Consider the following 19,223-nt stretch of genomic DNA (forward strand, 5'->3'; position numbering starts at 1 on the left):
TCATTTCTTTGGATAACGGCTTTCTAGCTCGTTAACTTGCTCTTCAGTGAGTGTTGTAAAACCTTGCTGGCGTAATGTGATATATAAACGCGCCGTATCTTCCAACTCTTCAGCATTGAAGAAAGCTTGCCTTAAGGTTTTACCGCCAACTACGGGTCCATGATTCGATAGCAGTACTGCGTTATGGTTAGGAGCCAATTTTTCAATTTCTTCACCAATACGGTCATCCCCCGGTGGCAAGTATTGAATTAATGGCAATTTGCCGACTCGCATCACGTAATAAGGCGTGATTGGCGGCAAGCAATTGCTGCTATCAAGCCCTGATAAACACGACAGTGCGGTTAGCCAAGGGGAGTGTAAGTGAACCACCGCTCGGCAATCAGGACGCTGTCGATACATCGCCATATGCATAGAGACTTCTTTAGTGGGCTTATCGCCATCGATCCAGTTCCCTTCTGCATCCAACTTACTTAGTCTTTCAGGATCTAAATCCCCAAAGCTGGAGTTAGTTGGCGTGACGATAATGTTCCCATCCGGAAGTTTGGCACTGATGTTTCCAGCTCCGCCACTACTATAGCCACGGTTAAACATCGATTTAGCCCAATCAGCCAGCTCTTGGCGTAGTGCCTTTTCTTCACTCATTAAACATCTCCTGTGCGTACTGGAAGAAATTCTCTTGGCCGAAATTACCCGATTTGAGTGCCAACCAGTGACCGCTTGTTAAATCTTGAACCCATGGAACGCCCGGTGCGATTGGCGCACCAATGCTTAATTGCTCGGTTCCTAGGCTTTGAACGACTTTGCCGGATGTTTCGCCACCCGCAATAATAAAGGTGTTATAACCTTGTGCTTGTAAAAGTTTTACCACTTCCCCAAACACATTTTCCACTGCGCTACTCGCTATATCTGCCCCATACGTCTCTTGAATTTTTCTCAGAATTTCAGGTGGTTGGGTCGCATATAATAGTGGTGCGAGTCCTGTTAATTTTTGCTCTTGAACCCACGTTGCTAATTGTTGGGCATAGAGAGGGTTATCAATACACTCCCCGACATCCACGACTTTAGCTGGTGCAATTTGTTGGTAGTTTTGCACTTGTTTGTTGGTCATTGCTGAGCAACTGCCGGATAAAATCACGGTCTGACGGCCTTGGCGGCTAGGCGTTTCACCGCGGCTACCACCTGCCCCCCATTCACATCCGGTATCCACATTGGCTAATGCCGCCCCAAGTCCAGAGCCGCCTGTCAGTAAAGGCATCTCTTTTACCGCTTTGGCGATCGGTAACAAATCATTCATTGTTAATGAATCAACAACGATGTAACTCGCACCTTGCTCGGCTAAGGTTGCTAAACGCTGTTTAATTAGCGTGCTGCCTTGCTGAATATCAGATAATGGGATCAGTCCAGCTTTACCTTCAGATTGCTTTTCCATCACCCTCATCAAGTTAGCATCCGTCATTGGCGTCACGGGGTGATGCTGCATACCACTTTCATTGAGCAGCTGACCATTGACAAATAAATGTCCGTGAACCACCGTTCTGCCATTAATGGGCAGTGCAGGACAAATCAGTGCAACTTGAGTATCAAGCTGCTTCATCAACGCGTCAGTCACTGGGCCAATATTGCCTTTGTCAGTAGAATCAAATGTGGAGCAATATTTAAAGAAAATTTGTTGGCAGTGTGCTTGTTGCTTTAACCAACGACATGCGTTTAACGATGCGTTAATTGCTTCATCTACAGGACAAGAACGGCTTTTTAGGCTGATAACAATCGCATCAACATCGTGTGGTACGACTGTATTGTCATCTGGTTCATTCAGTAATTGAACGACTCGCCAGCCGTTCTGGACCATAAATCCTGCGATGTCGGTTGCACCAGTAAAATCATCGGCAATCACACCTAATTTCACAGTCATACTTTTTTCTCCGGTAAAGCAATGCCTTTGAAAGTTTTGATCACTGCACTGTCATCTTGAAGGCCAAAACCTTCGTTACTTGCAGAGATAAACATTTGATGAGCAGTGGCCGCGATAGGTAATGGGAAGTTCAAGGCTTTTCCTGTTTCCATGACCAACCCTAAGTCTTTCACAAAAATATCAACGGACGATTTGGGCGTATAATCACCATCAAGAACATGCTGCATACGGTTCTCAAACATCCACGAGTTACCCGCTGCATGTGTCACGATGTCATACATCATATTCAGGTCGATACCCGCTTTGGCAGCTAATGCCATGCTTTCGGCAGCAACCGCAATATGAACCCCAGCAAGTAGTTGATGGATGGTTTTTACTGTCGACCCCAACCCCACCTCATCACCGACACGATATAAACGCTCAGCTATCGCCTCAAAAACTTCGTTAAGCTGTTCAAACAAGATCGGAGCGCCAGATGCCATCACCGTTAGTTTGCCTTCTGCCGCTTTCAGCGCGCCGCCTGAAATAGGTGCATCCATCAGTGGTAACTGATATTGCGCCAAACGCTGAGCAATCTGTTTTGTTTGCTCAGCAGATAGCGTACTATGCAACATAATAATAGTGCCTGGCTGCAACTGCTCTACCAGAGGCTTATCGCCACCAAATAGGATTGCCTCGACTTGGCGACCATTGACGACAACTAACAGTAAAGCTTGCAGATGTTGAGCGTACTCCGCCGCATTTTGGCCTACTGCGACAGCACCGGCTTGCTTTAAGGTTTGGCAGGCATCTTGGTTTAGGTCAAAGCCATAGGTAGGAATATTATTTTTTATTAGGGATTTAGCGATCCCCATACCCATTGAGCCTAAGCCAATAACACCGACGTTCTTAACGAAATTTCCCATAACAACCCCTGATGTTGTTAATCTTTGTTATTGATGTGAATTCTCACATAACAAAATTCACAAACACATGATGGATATCACATTATGAATAATATAAAAAATCACCAATATTATTTTAATTTATTGTTTTTAATGTATTTTTAATTTTTGGTAATTCACAAAACAATTCACATCGCAATGTGATAAAAAATGTGATGAGAGCGTGGTTTATACCTATCAAGTGTAAAAAATAAAACTTTTCCGCTTTTCCGTTCAGTTAAATCGCAATAGCATCATTTTTGATTGACGCCTCGCTGAAATTGACCAAAATAGCCGATTACTTAATTTTTAGGGATCCTTTAACGCACTGAACACGCTGTTGAAGCCCACAATTTGAGAAATAATGAGGAGTATTAAATGGGTTTGTTCGATCAACTGATCACCATGGTTGCCGGTGATAAAATGAGCCAGTTTCAATCCGTAATTGAATGGATTGATAAACAAGGTGGGTTAGCAGGGGTTGTTGATAAATTTAACCAACAAGGCTTAGGTGACATTATTCAATCATGGATCAGTAACTCTGAGAACCTACCTGTGAGCGTTAACCAATTAATTCAAGTTTTTGGTAACTTAGATATCCAACAATTAGCTCAAAAAGTGGGTATTGACCCGCAAGAAACGACAGAATTGATCGCCAAATATCTCCCAAAACTCGTTAATCAAGCTACACCAGAAGGTGTTCTGCCAGAACACGTTGATTTGTCTGCAGTTGGCATGAATATGCTGAAAGAAAAGTTGTTTGGTTAATACTGCCTCATCAAAGCAAAAGTGGTAGGTTAACCAACATGCTAACCTACCACTCACCAATATTTAGCTTAGTATTCGCTTCTTAACCTTTTAGCAGCTTCCACCATGTTAGCCAATGATTGACGTGTCTCTGTCCAACCACGGGTTTTCAAGCCACAGTCAGGGTTCACCCACAGACGTTCAACCGGAACACGTTTAGCAGCTTTTCTCAGTAGCGCCACAATCCACTCAACATTTGGCACGTTTGGTGAGTGAATATCATATACACCTGGGCCAATTTCATTGGGATAATGGAAGTCTTCGAAAGCATCCAACAATTCCATGTCAGAGCGCGAAGTCTCAATCGTGATCACATCAGCATCCAGCGCAGCAATCGAATCCATGATGTCATTGAACTCGCAATAACACATATGGGTGTGGATCTGAGTGTCATCATCGGCAATTGCCGCACTGAGTTTAAATGCTTCTACTGCCCAATTTAAATATTCAGCCCACTCATCCTTACGTAATGGCAAGCCTTCGCGAAGTGCAGGCTCATCGATTTGAATAATGCCAATCCCCGCTTTTTGTAGATCATCCACTTCATCGCGTAGCGCCAAAGCAATTTGTTTGGCAATTGTTTCACGACTAATGTCTTCACGCGGGAATGACCAACATAGGATAGTCACAGGCCCCGTTAACATCCCTTTGACTGGCTTTTCAGTCAGCGATTGTGCGTATTTCGCCCACTCTACCGTGATAGCTTCTGGTCGGCTAATATCTCCAATAATGACGGGGGGTTTCACACAGCGCGAACCATAGCTTTGTACCCAGCCATTTTGTGTAAAGACATAACCGTCAAAATGCTCACCAAAGTATTCAACCATGTCGTTACGTTCGGCTTCACCATGCACTAACACATCAATATCAAGCAGTTCTTGCTCTTTAATCGCCTGCTTAATGTGTTCACTGATACTGGTACGATAGTGCGTTTTATCTAAGTTACCTTTTTTGAAATCAAGGCGCAGTGTTCTAATTTCACTCGTTTGTGGAAACGAACCAATTGTTGTGGTTGGCCATAATGGCAAATTAAAGCGTTCACGTTGACGTTGAGCGCGTATTTCATATGGGCTATTACGTTCAGCATCCCCTTTACGGATCCCTTGCAAACGCTGATTGACCGCCGCATTATTGACACGAGTTGATGTCTTACGAGCACGAACCGGAGCGCTGTATTGTTCTAATCCAGCAAGATGCTCTGCCGTTGGCTCATTTAACGCTTGGCTTAGTAATGCTAATTCCGCACATTTTTGTAGCGCAAAAGCAAACCAACTTTTCACTTCTTCATCTAAGCGAGTCTCATCGTTGAGATCGATAGGGCTATGGAGTAGTGAACACGATGAGCCGACCCACAAATTACGTTGGCCTAACAACGGCTTAATACGTGCAAACTTTTCACCTAAGTCAGCTTTCCATACGTTACGACCATTGATAATGCCTAATGAGAGCACCCAATCTTGTGGTAGCGCTTGGTGTAATTTTTCGATGTCATCTTGCCCAGCGACAACATCAACATGCAATCCCTGTACTGGTAGCTGTTTAATCAGATCCAGATGGTGACTGATGCCATCAAAATAGGTTGTCAGCAACAGTTTGGTTTTCCCAGCTAACGCTTGATAAGCCGTTTGATACGCCTGCTGCCACTCTGTTGGTAAATCTAACACCAGTGCTGGCTCATCAATTTGTACCCACTCAATTCCTTTTTGCGCTAAACGTGCAAGAATTTCTTGATAGACAGGTAGCAGATCATTCAATAATGATAAACGATCGAATGATTCACCTTTTACTTTGCCTAACCATAAGTAAGTCAACGGACCAATTACAACAGGTTTGATAGTATGGCCTAGTGCTAACGCTTCATCGACTTCCTCAAACAGTTGTGTCCATGATAAGCTGAATTTCTGCCCTTTTTGGAACTCAGGTACGATGTAGTGGTAATTGGTATTAAACCACTTAGTCATCTCGCCTGCCGCTGCTGGCTTTCCTGTTGGCGCGCGACCACGAGCCACTCTAAATAGTGTATCTAAATCAATTGAGCCATCTTCGTTTTGATGACGTGGAGGTACATTCCCCAGCAATAAGCTCGTCGTTAATACTTGGTCATACCAAGCAAAATCACCGACCGGTAATAGTTGCACACCGGCATCTTTTTGTTGTTGCCATTGACGAGCACGTAATTCACGACCCGTTGCTAAAAGCGCTGCTTGGTCAATTTTTCCAGCCCAATAATCTTCTTGTGCGCGTTTTAGCTCCCTTTTCAGACCGACACGAGGAAATCCAAGTGTATGATTTATAACAGACATATTGACCCCTTAAAATTTTTAGCCGTCTAGATGTTTACACATCTATAATCAACAGGTACTGTATAAAGCACAAGCGCAAATTATTCATTGTCATCTTGAAGGTTTCTCATGATCGAATTAAAACATCTAAAAACATTGCATGCGCTCAGCCAACATGGCTCATTGGCAGCGGCTGCAACTTACCTGCACCAGACTCAGTCAGCATTGTCACATCAATTTAGTGACTTAGAACATCGTTTGGGCTTTAAGCTATTTATTCGTAAAAGCCAGCCATTACGATTTACACCGCAAGGGGAAGTGCTATTGCAACTGGCACACCAAGTATTACCAATGGTGAAAGATGCTATTCGTATTTGTAATGAACCGGGCGTGTCGACGCTACGTATCGCTATCGAATGCCATAGCTGCATTCAATGGCTAACACCTACATTACAGCAATTTAGGCAAACATGGCCGCAAGTTTCAGTGGATTTTAAATCGGGAGTGACTTTTGACCCGCAGCCCGAATTACTTTCACGAGAGCTGGATATTGTACTGACTTCAGATATCTTGGCTGATAAAGAGATCCACTACATGCCGCTGTTTGATTATGAAGTAAAATTAATTGTGGCTAATGATCACCCTTTAGCAAAAAAACCGATTATCGAGCCTCATGATCTCGCCGATGAGACCTTACTAATTTACCCAGTACAACGTCATCGCTTTGATGTTTGGCGCCATTTCTTACAGCCAGCTGGGGTTTCACCAAAGGTGAAAGCCGTTGATAATACATTGATTTTAATACAGATGGTGGCAGCTAAAATGGGGATCGCCGCATTACCACATTGGGCGGTGGATTCGTTTGAAAAACAGGGGTTAATTAGTATAAAAACATTAGGGAGTGGTTTGTGGAGCCGGTTGTACGCTGCATGCCGTGAAGGAGAGCAACGCCAACCCGCTATTGAAGCTTTTACCAAAACGGCCACTAATCATGCCGTTGAGAATCTGTCTTACGTGAAACCGGTGAAAGTATCCAACGCCTATGTACCCACAGAGACGCGACAATCAGGCTCGCTCCAATGGTAAAACTCAACCAATCTGGATGCTGTTGCCAGATGGCAAAATTAACCAGTAGCCCCGCTGGAACCATCATATTATTCATGATAGCAAGGGTTCCGGCGTCTACTTTTGTGGCGCCATAATTCCACATAAAGTAACCGATGCCAGAAGCCACAACACCTAACCACAGTAAAACCCACCATTGAACATGTGTGGTTGGCACTAGCGATTTATCCCCAAATAGCCCCCATCCGAACAGTGCGACCAGCGTTGCACCGATATAAAACCATGAAAAAGCTTGATGCTGAGGGATAGGATATATTTCCATCAAACGCTTATATCCCACCTGACCGACAGCAAAGAAGATATTAGCTAATTGCACAAATATCAGACCTACCCAGAAAGATTCACTAAGATGGTCATAACGAATGATGGCTGCACCAATAACGGCAAGTAGCGAGCTAAACAAATAGCCCATCCGTAAACGTTGGCGCTCCAATAGATCATAAATAAGCGTCACATACAGAGGGGTGAGTACCGTAAATAACAAAAATTCCGCGACGGTGAGATGGCGATACGCTTGGAACACAAAGAAATACATAATACCGAGTTGGCATGCACCAACAATCATGTACAGCACAATCACTTTGAATCCCAGCCCTCGCCAACGTAAAAATGGCAAGAAGACCAATGCCGCTAAAGAAACACGTATTAGGACGGATAGCCAGCTATCCACTTGCCCAGCGAGATATTCACCAATAAGACTAAAAGACGCTGCCCAAAGCAGCGTCGTAATCACAAGTAACCACATTATTGTATTGTTCTCAATTAATGCTCTTTTTCAATCAATACAGCTTCCAACAAATCGAGATCCGTCAGTAAGGATTGCAGCGTTTCATTGCTAATTTTACGCGTTGCACGCAGGTGATATAACTCACCACGTTCAGCACGTAATGCGGTTAGCCTAAAGCGCCGCTCTAAATCTTCAATCTGTAAGTTATGTTCGATTTCATCTTGGCTAGCGGTACGTCGGCGCAAATGCCCCGTAACCCTTGAGGCCACTTCACTAATATCCTCTGGGTCTAATTTTTCATCAACATCCGCCGATAAACGCTCTTCCATCTTGTTTAAACTCACAATGGCGACTTCAGCCATTGCGGCTTTCGCCATACGAATTTCGTTAATATCCGCTTCTTTATCACCGACTTTAAAGTTGCGCAGCAACAGCGGTAACGCGATGACGCCCGCGAATATTGAGAATAAAATCACCCCTGCCGCAATAAAGACTAATTGATAACGCGCTGGGAAAGGTGAACCATCACTTAAAAAGAGGGGTACTGAAAGCACACCGGCTAAGGTAATCGCCCCACGAACTCCCGCAAAAGAAGCTAGCCACAGCTCACGTACCGTATAGTTAGCAAATTGCAGTGGCCTTTTTTTCAGGAACAGGCGGCTAAACCTTTTCATGAGCCATAACCAACAAAAACGCAAAATTAGCAAGGCAAAGTAGATAATGGCGACTGCCGCAAACAACATCCACGTTTCTACGCTAGGATCCAGTTCCGCTTGCAGTACTGATGTTTCCCAAATCCCCGGCAATTGTAAGCCAAGCATGATAAACACCAAACCGTTAAATACGAATTCTAACATTGACCATACGCTATCAGCACGCAGTCTCATCGCTAATGGCGCATTACGGATCACCCCAGATTTGGTGATTGTCATCCCCGCAGCCACCGCAGCCAAAATGCCTGAGAAACCGATATGCTCCGCAATCATATAAGAGGCAAAAGGCAGCAATAACATAAAGACAATTTGGGTTGCAGGATCATCGCCACTCCAGCGACTCATTAAGCGCAATGACTTGCTGTAAACCCAAGTCACAATGATACCGGATAGCAAACCACCTATCGCCACTTTAAAGAATTCAATCGTGACGCCAGACACTGAGAACATCATGGTTTCCATTGCAATCGCAACCGCAAATTTTAATGCAACCAGACCTGAAGCGTCATTCATCAATGCTTCGCCTTCCAACACGCTCATCATACGCTTAGGTATACGACCTTTACCGACAATCGAAGAGAGCGCTACCGCATCCGTTGGCGAAAGGACAGCAGCAAGTGCAAATGCAGCAATCAAAGGAATACCCGGCATTAACCAGTAAATGAGATAACCGATACCCACAACGGTTACCAATACCAGTACTAATACTAGGATGAAAATCTCACGACCATTTTGGAAAAATTCACGTGTTGGCGTTTTCCAGCCATCAACGAATAGCAATGGCGGGATCAATAGAACCATAAAGAGTTCAGGGTCAAACGTGACATGTAATCCAAACTGAGGCCATGCAAGCAATGCACCAATCGCGATTTGAATTAAGGGTAATGGAACGCGAACAGGGATGACTTTTGTCACCACACCTGAAACAGAAACTGCCAAAATTAAGATGAGAATAGTAAAGAAAATTTCCATGTTGCCCTTACTGATTAACGAAATGAACCAAACCCAAATATGACCCGTCGCAGCAGAATATTAGGTAGCTCGTCAGGCCATGAAATTTTTCAGTAAAGCCAGCAACTCGTGAAAACCCGCGGATTTCACATGTTTCACCGCCTTTTGTCTATTCTATCCTTAACTAACTACTAGGCGGGAAAATAATTCAAACTTTAAGATTAATCGCGATAATACATTAGGGGGCAGCCGATGCGCCAGCCCCCACAGAACAACGAATCTTAAATCGCTAAATCAGCAGCATAAAATGCCACTAATAGAACAGCAATAACCACGGTTCCAATATTCAGCTTACGCCACTCACCTGCAAAGATACGTCCAATCACCAATGCGGCGAAACCTAACATAATGCCAGTAACAATGTTACAGGTCAGAACAATAAACACAGCACATAATAAACCGGACATCGAATCGACAAAGTCATCAAAGTTCAGTTTAGAAACATTACTCAACATCAACAGGCCGACATACATCAAAGCTGGCGCCGTCGCATACGCAGGTACTAAATAAGACAGAGGTGATAAAAATAGAATCAATAAGAACAACAGGCCAACGACCACCGCAGTAAGCCCCGTACGACCACCAGCAGCAGTACCAGCAGCAGATTCGATATAAACCGCAGCAGGAGAAGCCCCAATCGCTCCAGCAAAGATACTGCTTACCGAGTCCGCGGTTAATGCTTTACCACCATTAATAATTTGCCCATCTTTATCCAGCAAGTTAGCTTGACCAGCAACCGCACGGATGGTTCCTGTCGCATCAAAGACTGCGGTCATGACCAATGCTAATAAGCTTGGCAACACGATAGGTTGCAAGGCCCCCATAATGTCCATGCTCATGATCAGTGATAAACCATCTTCACCTAATGAAGGAAGTTTAAAGAAACCTTGGTACTTAACGGCAGGATCAAAAATTAACCCTATAATTGAAATAGCAATAATCACCAACAGAACACCACCGGGCACGCGACGCTTCTCTAAGCCAAAAATAACCGCTAAACCCGCTAATGCCATTAATACAGGGAAAGAGGTAAAATCGCCAAGTGCAACAGGTAGCCCTTCATTTGGGTTTTTAACGACCAGCCCGACACCATTTGCGGCTATCAGTAATAAAAATAACCCAATACCAATCCCAGTACCGTGCGCAATCCCCATAGGCATATTACGCAGGATCCAGCTACGAATTCCTGTCACCGAAATAATAGTAAACAGACACCCCATAAGAAACACGGCCCCTAAAGCAACAGGGATACTGATTTTCTGGCCTAACACCAAGCTAAAAGCCGTAAATGCGGTAAGTGAAATCGCGCAACCAATCGCCATTGGCAGGTTAGCCCACAGCCCCATCAATAGTGAGCCCAAACCCGCCACTAAGCAGGTCGCAATAAAGACAGCTGTAGGAGGGAACCCTGCCTGCCCTAACATTCCCGGAACGACAATGACGGAATACACCATCGCCAAAAATGTCGTTAACCCTGCAATAATTTCACGGCGAACCGAAGAGCCACGCGCAGAAATTTTAAAATATTTATCCAATTTGCAATTGGTTGAAGCCTGTTGGCCAGACATGGAAATACCCCTGCTAAATATGACAAAAAGCGCCTAATCTCACTGACGAAAACGATTACGTTTTTAGAAAAAACTGATTGAGCGAGTGATTTACTCACTCCCCACTCTCACGCAATCGTTTGGCTTTAACAATAGAGATGGCAGACTATGAAGCGGGCAATTATCAATCGAAATCGACGTATTGATCAAGTGTTTTCAAGTTACATGGGGCAATCGCACACAACAAAGCAAACTTAACATAAATTTTTAGATTTTATCCCTAGCGCAGTGAGGAGGTTTTACCGAATTTGGCATCCTTACTATCCGACTTATTAACCCTCTCTATTGTGAATGGATTTTCTTTTCGTTTAGCTACAGTTAATAAATATTTTGTTAGAGTTAAGTGTTGCTTCGCTAAATAATAGTGAGGGGTATTAGCGAGAGGATGACAAATAACTTATTTTTTAAATCGCATTTATTACATAGAATATAATGCTGCAAAAATATAATCTGACAACGAGAATTTAAATAAAAATCAACTTTAATTTCATCATGTTAACAATTTTTATGTGTAAACATTAATTATATTTGATCTCGTTAAAATTAAATATCACATAAAATTATTAATTACTGACATATATTCACTGCAAGAACAATGCAAAAAAAATTAACACCTAATCAAAAGTCATTAATTTTATTTATTGGCTTTCTCGCCATCTATCTTTTACCTGGTATTTACGGGCACACTCCGTGGAAGCAAGATGAAAACTATAGCTTTGGTATTATCCAAACTATGTTCGAAACAGGTAATTGGCTCGTACCAACGAATGCTGGCGAACCGTTTATGGAGAAGCCACCACTGTACTATTGGGTCGCCACCATCAGTGCCCATTTGCTATCTGGCTTTATGCCGCTTTATGATGCGGCGCGCAGTGCGACATTGTTATTTTCAGTGATTAACTTTTCATTTTTTATTCTACTTGCTCGCCGAGCCTTCAATACAGACCATATTAGTGATAAACGCATTTGGATTGCATTCGCACTCTACCTTTGCGCCCCCGGCATTTTAAGGCATAGCCATGATATGTTTACGGATGTTGCACTCATTACAGGTGCTACTATCGGTTTGTACGGCATTCTTGGGCTAATACGCCAAGAAAAGGTTGCGATGTCCGCATTATGGCTAATGTTTGGCACAGTGATCACCATGCTATCAAAAGGGGTGTTTATTCCGGGTGTGTTATGGTTAAGCTTACTGCTAGCCCCGATTTTTCTACCACACTGCCGCCAAAAGCTTTTTTGGCTACCTGCAATCATCGCCGGTCTCGCTGCTCTTATCTTGATTTTACCTTGGCCTATTTTACTCTATCGCCAACATCCCGATCTGTTTATGACTTGGTTTTGGGAAAATAATATCGGTCGTTTTCTAGGCTTCTCTGTTGAAAAATTAGGTGCCAAAGCGAACTTAACACGTGTTCCAGCATCCGTACTGCTATTTGCACTGCCAGCAGGCATACTGGCTACCCTCTATTTTATTAGAAATCCGTTAAAACGATTACGTAGCCGTAACGAGTACTTAGTCACCATTTTCCCGCTACTTGGGATTGTATTTTTACAAATTTCAGCAACAGGTAGAGCGCTCTATTTGCTCCCTTTCATCGCCCCACTTGCAATCTTAGGGACCCAAACCGTGCTTGCGCTTCCTGAAAAAGTGCTACGCGGTTTCTCATGCTTTGCGGCTACGCTATGGTCACTACTTATTATTTTCCTGTGGGTTTGCTATTTTATCGCCCTTTCGGGTCAGACGCAGGCGTGGCTTACACCTTTTAGTAAATGGCTACCGATGAGTTACCAAATGCCATTTTCGATAGTTGCTTTGCTAGTCGCGACAATCCTCACCGCCATCTGGTTTTTACGCGGAGCGTTATTGAGCCGACAGATTACCTTACGTGCCATGCAAAACTGGACGCTAGGCATGTGTATCGTATGGGGGATCACATTCAGCTTATTTTTGGGCTGGATAGACTATACCAAAGGGTTTAAAGATGTCTTTGTCGATTTAGAACAACATCTAAAAGGCCATTATCATGCTAATGACTGTATGGCATCCGATAATATCGGTGAATCCGAAGCCCCTATGCTGTACTACTACACAAAGATCTTACATCAACGGCAAGATCGCTTTGAAAAACCAGAGCAGTGCCGCTGGTTAATTGTGTTATCAAAACAGATCAAGCCAGCTCCCGCAGGTATGACGCTATTTTGGAGCAACCACCGCCCCGATGAATTCACCGAAAACTTAGTTGTTTATAAAAGCATTGAGTAGAGAAATGAAAAATCTGTGCCAGTTTATCACCACTGGCACACTATTTTTTAGTTAAGCTTGTTGCGTGCTTTGGGCGCTATATTTTTCACGCGTAAACCACAAAAATGCTGTAGCAATAAAAATGAGTAATACGGGTAACCCCGCCAGCGAAAGGGATGTCGCGACGCCAGCTAATAACGGCCCGGACAAATTACCAATTCCCCATAACATAGCCGCAGCGGCATTCGCAATAATTAGGTCATTGCCTTTAAAATATTGACCAATTTGCACAAGCGCAATGGTGTAAATAGCACCGGCTGTTGCCCCCAAAACAAATAACAAGACCCAAATTAAATAATGGTGGGTTATCAAGAAAGGTAATAAACAACTCGCTCCTAATGTGACAACGCCGCAAATCCGATACAGTTTTTCACGGTTCATATGGTCCGCTAACCATCCAAATGGCATTTGCATCACCGCATCCCCCGCTAAAATTGCACTGATCATCATCGCGGCAATCGCCTCAGTATGCCCCATTCCCATACCATAAATAGGGAACATCGATAAAATCGTGCCATCAAAAAAGGCGAAAAATAGAATACCAGCACAAATGCCCGGAGCGACTTTAACAAACTGAATAATTGAAAAACGTGATTCACTGGCTGTCGCGGAAATACGGTCACCCACCTTTTGTTCCATAATTAAAAAGAGTGCTATAGATATCAGGTGAAGTAAGGTGCAAATCAATAATGGAGATTTATCTTCTACGCCATAGTAAGCAATAAAAGAGGGGCCGAGTAGTTGGCTCACGGTAAAAACGGTGGTGTAGATGGCGAGGATACGGCCTCGCTTGCTTTCCGGGCTAAGTTCATTAATCCATGTTTCCCCTAAACAAATCAGTACACCGCTGGCTAACCCTGTAATCAAACGTAATGGAAAGAGCAGCCACAATGGTAACGAACTCAGTAACGGTAGCAAACTTATTGCAGAAATAATGGTTGCGATAAGCATTGCTTGTCGTTTCCCACACCAACGAACAATCCGTTGCACCATAGGGGCAATTAAAAACATCCCTAAAGCAGGTGCAGCTGAAATAATGCCAATATAGAGTTCGCTAACACCATAGTTATTTAATCGCAAAGCGACCATTGGGATACTTAAACCAATAACGATACCAATGACAGCAATACTGGTTGTAATGGTAAAAATAGCGAACGAAGGGGTACGACGAAAATGCTGTAAACGCTGATTATCAGAGCTCATTTTGATATTAATCTGCTTTCATTAATGAAAGCTTCCATTTTAAATTCTATTTATTAACGTTAAACACAATATAAAAACCCTTCATCATCTGGAATTACCGGAGATGACGAAAGGTAATTGTATCATGCTTTATATTTTATACTGATAAATCTTTAACAGTAACGTGAGTTACAAAATAAAAAAATAACGATATAGCAAGGCAATACCTGAAATTAAAATAATAATATTGATAATTTTCAGGAAAGATTCTCGCGATATTTTCAAGGTAATATGGCGCCCAGCCCAAATACCAATCAACATTGCGGGTGAGAACGCTAATGCCATCAGCAGAATATCGACATTCACATAGACACCCATCACTAAAAAGATTGTGACACGCGTTAACGTGCTAAAGCCTATTAATGTCATTTGGGTGATGCGAAAGCGCTGTTTATCGGCTATGCGGCTTGATAAGTACATAGCATAAATAAAGCCACCGCTACCAAATAACGCACTAAAAATACCGCCGATCAAGCTGAAAGGAACAACTAATATCTTAGAAAAATGCGATTGGCCTTTCTTTGAAAAAAAGGCGTTCATAACATAAAAAATCACAAATATACCAAGTAATAAAATCAGAATATCTGGGCGTGTTTTTAGTAAGATAGCCGCACCAATTAAACTCCCCACAACCATGAGTGGAATAATCCATTTTATTTCTTGATAATCCGCGTTTTTACCATCTTTTACTAGATTGATCAGCGCCGCCGTTAAATCAATCAGTGCTAATATAGGCACGATCATATTTAAAGGAAGATACATTGCTAATACAGGCGTGGCTATCAAAGCGGATCCAAACCCAGCCATCCCAAAAACTAAATAAGCGCACAGTAGTGTAAAAAAACAGATCGCCATTTCTAGCGAGAAAAAATCAAACGGCATAATTAGCCCTTACAGGGAGTATTTTTGTTCACTATAATCTTTTCTGAATAAATAAAAAAGCCCTGTTTTTATTACCTAAGTGAACGGATTGATTATTAAATCAGGTTGCCATCTTCATTTTCTTCCATTGTCGAAATATTATGCCTTTATCAGTACGTTTCTGACATAACGTTGTTATGATGGTAGAATTAGCAGCATAATTTAACTTTCAAGGAAGACACAGGGTGGATAAAAAAATCAACATTAAAATTGGTCAAAAAGTACGCTTACTCCGGCAAGCAAGGAACCTCTCCTTGAATGAACTAGCACGTTTATCAGGGATCTCAAAAGCGGCTCTTTCTAAACTGGAGTCTGGCGATTCAAACCCAAGAGTTGATACCTTAGAAGCCATCGCCATCGCATTACGCTTCCCATTGAGTGATCTATTTACATTACAGCATGAAGCCTACCCCTACTTTGTGAAGTCAGCTCCTCAGCAAGGGGATTATTCACAACAATTTAAATTTCGTATCAATATGGGCAATATTTCTGAAATATGGCAGTTGAATATGAAACGAGGCGCCATCATTAATAGCCCCGCACATATGAGCGGAACTCATGAACATATCATGCTGCATACTGGTTCATTGATGTTACGCTTAAAAGATGAACAAACCGTGTTATTAGAAGAAGGGGATTTTTATGCCTTTAGTTGTGATTTTCCCCACTCCTATCTCTGCATGGAGGGGGAATTAAATGCAACAGTCGTGATGACGTACTCGCATCTTAGTGACAGTATCTAAACTTCGACATGCTTCGCATCATAACTGATCCGCAAGATCCCTTTTTTATATTTCATCGACTTAATCACAAACTGGCAAATTTTACCGAGTGAATCAACATGAGTGCCGCCACAAGGCACCTCATCACCTTCAGAAACGCGACAAAGGCGTAACTCTCCTCGTTGTTCAACAGATACAGGATAGTCACCGTGCAAGCGTTGATTGACTAAAGCTTCTATTTCCCTTTCATCTAGTTGTTCAATGGGGGTGGGGTTATCACTAATTGCACTAAACTCTACTCGTGACTCATTCGGAAAATGGTGCCCTTTTTGCCCCTTCCATCCAAAACAAGCCATTTCCCAACTTAATAAGTGCCCCGTCGTATGCAAAGCCGCATGATATTGGCGCTGTGCCTTATCAATTTTCGCACTGACAGCATCACCAACATTCAAATTCTGATCCGGCGCTAAATAAGCAATTATCCAGCCATTTGGGTGTTTCTTAATACGAACAGGCTGATCATTGATCCACCCGGCATCGGCTGGTTGACCTCCGCCTTGTGGATGAAAAATATTATCCCTTAGCGCAACCCATTGCCCCTCATCATCTTGGCCTTTTTCAAGTACAGTTGTTTGAATTTCATAGCGATAAGTATCAGTCAGATAAATATTATTCTGCATAAAATGCCCCACTTATTTGTTGATGCTTTACAGCGTAATGCTGAGTTTGTTATACCACCATTGTTCACTTTAAGAAACAATAGAACATTAAAACAAACAAATGTGCTTAAATTGTGCGTTCAAACCAAATAAAAAATTCAACCTACAGGATAAATGTAGGTTGAATATAGAGAGCCAGTGGCGATGCAATGTTATTGCAAATAGTTTTGCATTGTCTCAAATAGTCTTAGGTCATCACTAAAACGGACTTCCCTAACATCTTCTAGTTTTTCAACTTGATTCACCATTTGTGACAAGCGCTCATCTTTTTGTACTAATAGCCAAATTCGGCTTTCATCTTTATCTTTTATTGGCATACATAAAATGCCGTCCACATTAAAAGCACGACGCGCAAACAGGCCACAAATATGCGACATAACACCAGGATGGTTGCGGACAATAAGTTCTAATGCAATTGGGTGATGTTCAAAAACCATAACTACGCTCCGATCATATCAATATTTGCTGCACCCGGTGGAACCATTGGATAAACCTTTTGATTCACATCGATCAGGGCATGAATTAAGCAAGGACCTTTCGTGTTCATAATCGCTTCTAATGCCATTTCAGGATCCGCTTCCGTATTTAAATCACAGGTTTTCAAACCAAACCCCGCCGCAATTTTAATAAAATCTGTTTGATATGGATAAGCTGCGGCATATATGCGGTTATCAAAAAACAGCTCTTGTTGCTGATACACCATCCCCAATGCTTGGTTATTCATCAGAACAATTTTGATATTTAATTGGTGCTCAACTGCGGTGGCAAGCTCTTGAATATTCATCATCAAGCTGCCGTCACCAGAGAAACATACGATGGTTTGCTCTGGGTTCGCCAATGCCGCACCAATCGCAGCAGGAAGGCCAAAACCCATCGTGCCTAAACCGCCAGATGTTAACCACTGGCGAGGACGTGATAGCGGATAAACCTGTGCCGCCCACATTTGATGCTGCCCAACGTCAGTGGTCACTATCGCTTCTTCGCCCGCGGCTCTTGCAGCAGCAAGCACTAAGCCGTAATGGCTTAATGGATTATCGGCTTCGCTTAAATTTAATGGGTAGTCCTGCTTTAATTGATTAACTCTTGTCATCCACTCTTCACGTTGATTTTTTTCAACTAACGGCAGTAATAACTCGAGAATTTGCCCTGCATCTGCATTGATAGCAATATCAGGTCGTTTAATTTTACTGATCTCTGCTTTATCAATATCTACATGAATAATTTTGGCATTAGGACAGAATTTTTCTGCACGACCTATCGCTCGGTCATCAAAACGAGCACCGATAACAATTAGCAAATCAGCTTCTTCCATCACCATATTCGTGCTACGCGCCGCATGCATTCCCAACATTCCCAAGTAGAGCGGGTGGCGCATAGGAATAGTCCCTAATGCCATCAGCGTCATCGTCGTTGGTAATGTCGCTTTCTCTGCAAACGCAATCGCCGTTTCTGTGGAGCCTGAACTAATCACGCCGCCCCCAAAATAAAGTACAGGACGTTTCGACTGATTAATCATTTCCGCCGCTTGGATCACTTTTTCCATCTCAAAGTTCGGCGCCTTATCTTTTGGCTGAATATCTGGCAATGCGTCTAATTCGATCGTTGCCGTCTGCACATCTTTAGGAATATCAATCCATACTGGGCCGGGACGACCGGACTCTGCGATTCGGAAGGCGTCACAAATTACTTGCGGTAATTCATTGATGTTACGAACTAAATAGTTGTGTTTTGTGACAGGAATAGAAATCCCATAAGTATCAACTTCCTGAAAAGCATCGGTGCCAATCATTGAAGAAGGAACTTGGCCTGTAATACAAACCAGTGGAATAGAGTCAAGCTTAGCGTCCGCAATGGCCGTGACTAAATTCGTTGCTCCTGGGCCACTCGATGAAATACACACTGCCGCTTTTCCGGTTGTACGCGCAATACCTTGTGCAATAAAGCCAGCACCTTGCTCATGACGCGCCAAAATATGGCGGATTTGCTTGCTTTTACCTAAAGCATCATAAAAAGGGAGGGCTGCACCGCCAGGGATCCCTGAAACAATGGTAATGCCATGTTTTTCTAACAAATGGACTATCAGTTCTGCACCTGTGTAGCAGGTTTTATCTGATGATGTTGTACCCGATTCGCTCATAATCTTATCCTTCACACTAGCCGGTGAGATTCGAGCGGCGATTCATAAAAAAACCCCGCTCGGTTTGCGC

The 19,223-nt window shown here is 43.0% G+C and carries 16 protein-coding genes; 4 read left to right on the plus strand and 12 right to left on the minus strand.

The window, feature by feature from the left end:
• From otnC to ltnD, 3 genes are read right to left on the minus strand one after another with little or no spacing between them, the layout of a single operon-like run.
• Window positions 1–642 (minus strand): 3-oxo-tetronate 4-phosphate decarboxylase, encoded by a 642-nt coding sequence (gene otnC, locus PR833_RS09095; RefSeq protein WP_004924692.1) that lies wholly within the window; start codon window positions 640–642, stop codon window positions 1–3.
• Entirely contained in the window at window positions 635–1,912 is a 1,278-nt protein-coding gene (gene otnK / locus PR833_RS09100; RefSeq protein ID WP_014656862.1) for a 3-oxo-tetronate kinase, read from the minus strand. Before otnK ends, otnC begins: the two co-directional genes overlap by 8 nt.
• Window positions 1,909–2,817, minus strand: coding sequence for an L-threonate dehydrogenase (ltnD, locus tag PR833_RS09105; RefSeq protein ID WP_004924688.1), 909 nt, complete (start codon window positions 2,815–2,817; stop codon window positions 1,909–1,911). Before ltnD ends, otnK begins: the two co-directional genes overlap by 4 nt.
• Before the next feature lie 396 nt (window positions 2,818–3,213).
• Between ltnD and PR833_RS09110 the strand changes: the two genes are divergently transcribed.
• On the plus strand, window positions 3,214–3,603 hold the full coding sequence (locus PR833_RS09110) for a YidB family protein (protein WP_004924685.1): 390 nt from the start codon (window positions 3,214–3,216) through the stop codon (window positions 3,601–3,603).
• A 68-nt stretch (window positions 3,604–3,671) separates the two neighbouring features.
• Here the strand turns inward: PR833_RS09110 and metE are convergent, their stop codons facing one another.
• Window positions 3,672–5,945, minus strand: coding sequence for a 5-methyltetrahydropteroyltriglutamate--homocysteine S-methyltransferase (gene metE, locus PR833_RS09115; RefSeq protein ID WP_272526042.1), 2,274 nt, complete (start codon window positions 5,943–5,945; stop codon window positions 3,672–3,674).
• 108 nt (window positions 5,946–6,053) lie between these two features.
• On the opposite strand from metE, the gene metR reads away from it, so the two are divergent.
• Window positions 6,054–7,010 (plus strand): HTH-type transcriptional regulator MetR, encoded by a 957-nt coding sequence (gene metR / locus PR833_RS09120; protein ID WP_272526043.1) that lies wholly within the window; start codon window positions 6,054–6,056, stop codon window positions 7,008–7,010.
• Here metR and PR833_RS09125 read toward each other — a convergent pair.
• The 3 genes from PR833_RS09125 to PR833_RS09135 all read right to left on the minus strand — a co-directional run bounded on the left by PR833_RS09125 (window position 6,910) and on the right by PR833_RS09135 (window position 11,074).
• Window positions 6,910–7,794 (minus strand): carboxylate/amino acid/amine transporter, encoded by an 885-nt coding sequence (locus PR833_RS09125; RefSeq protein ID WP_014656864.1) that lies wholly within the window; start codon window positions 7,792–7,794, stop codon window positions 6,910–6,912. The genes metR and PR833_RS09125 overlap by 101 nt on opposite strands.
• Window positions 7,795–7,811: 17 nt before the next feature.
• The gene (locus PR833_RS09130) at window positions 7,812–9,461 is read right to left on the minus strand and encodes a Na+/H+ antiporter (protein WP_004924681.1); all 1,650 of its coding nucleotides are present in this window, start codon (window positions 9,459–9,461) and stop codon (window positions 7,812–7,814) included.
• A gap of 260 nt (window positions 9,462–9,721) precedes the next feature.
• Window positions 9,722–11,074 (minus strand): NCS2 family permease, encoded by a 1,353-nt coding sequence (locus tag PR833_RS09135; RefSeq protein ID WP_404935974.1) that lies wholly within the window; start codon window positions 11,072–11,074, stop codon window positions 9,722–9,724.
• A gap of 628 nt (window positions 11,075–11,702) precedes the next feature.
• Between PR833_RS09135 and PR833_RS09140 the strand changes: the two genes are divergently transcribed.
• Complete coding sequence (locus tag PR833_RS09140; protein WP_036941988.1) at window positions 11,703–13,373, plus strand: ArnT family glycosyltransferase; 1,671 nt, start codon at window positions 11,703–11,705, stop codon at window positions 13,371–13,373.
• A 51-nt stretch (window positions 13,374–13,424) separates the two neighbouring features.
• Here PR833_RS09140 and PR833_RS09145 read toward each other — a convergent pair whose 3' ends face one another.
• Entirely contained in the window at window positions 13,425–14,615 is a 1,191-nt protein-coding gene (locus PR833_RS09145) for an MFS transporter (RefSeq protein WP_004924464.1), read from the minus strand.
• A gap of 168 nt (window positions 14,616–14,783) precedes the next feature.
• Window positions 14,784–15,536: a sulfite exporter TauE/SafE family protein gene (locus tag PR833_RS09150; RefSeq protein ID WP_014656867.1), complete on the minus strand. Its 753-nt coding sequence runs from the start codon at window positions 15,534–15,536 to the stop codon at window positions 14,784–14,786.
• Between the two features lie 224 nt (window positions 15,537–15,760).
• On the opposite strand from PR833_RS09150, the gene PR833_RS09155 reads away from it, so the two are divergent.
• Window positions 15,761–16,318, plus strand: coding sequence for a helix-turn-helix domain-containing protein (locus PR833_RS09155; RefSeq protein WP_004924471.1), 558 nt, complete (start codon window positions 15,761–15,763; stop codon window positions 16,316–16,318).
• Here PR833_RS09155 and PR833_RS09160 read toward each other — a convergent pair.
• From PR833_RS09160 to ilvB, 3 genes are all read right to left on the minus strand, one after another.
• Complete coding sequence (locus PR833_RS09160; protein WP_014656868.1) at window positions 16,315–16,977, minus strand: hypothetical protein; 663 nt, start codon at window positions 16,975–16,977, stop codon at window positions 16,315–16,317. The genes PR833_RS09155 and PR833_RS09160 overlap by 4 nt on opposite strands.
• Before the next feature lie 191 nt (window positions 16,978–17,168).
• Window positions 17,169–17,453 (minus strand): acetolactate synthase small subunit, encoded by a 285-nt coding sequence (gene ilvN, locus PR833_RS09165; RefSeq protein ID WP_004924476.1) that lies wholly within the window; start codon window positions 17,451–17,453, stop codon window positions 17,169–17,171.
• A gap of 2 nt (window positions 17,454–17,455) precedes the next feature.
• Window positions 17,456–19,153 (minus strand): acetolactate synthase large subunit, encoded by a 1,698-nt coding sequence (ilvB, locus tag PR833_RS09170; RefSeq protein WP_014656869.1) that lies wholly within the window; start codon window positions 19,151–19,153, stop codon window positions 17,456–17,458.
• Window positions 19,154–19,223: the final 70 nt, after the last annotated feature.

The organism is Providencia sp. PROV189 (genome assembly GCF_028480065.1).
GTDB lineage: Bacteria > Pseudomonadota > Gammaproteobacteria > Enterobacterales > Enterobacteriaceae > Providencia > Providencia stuartii.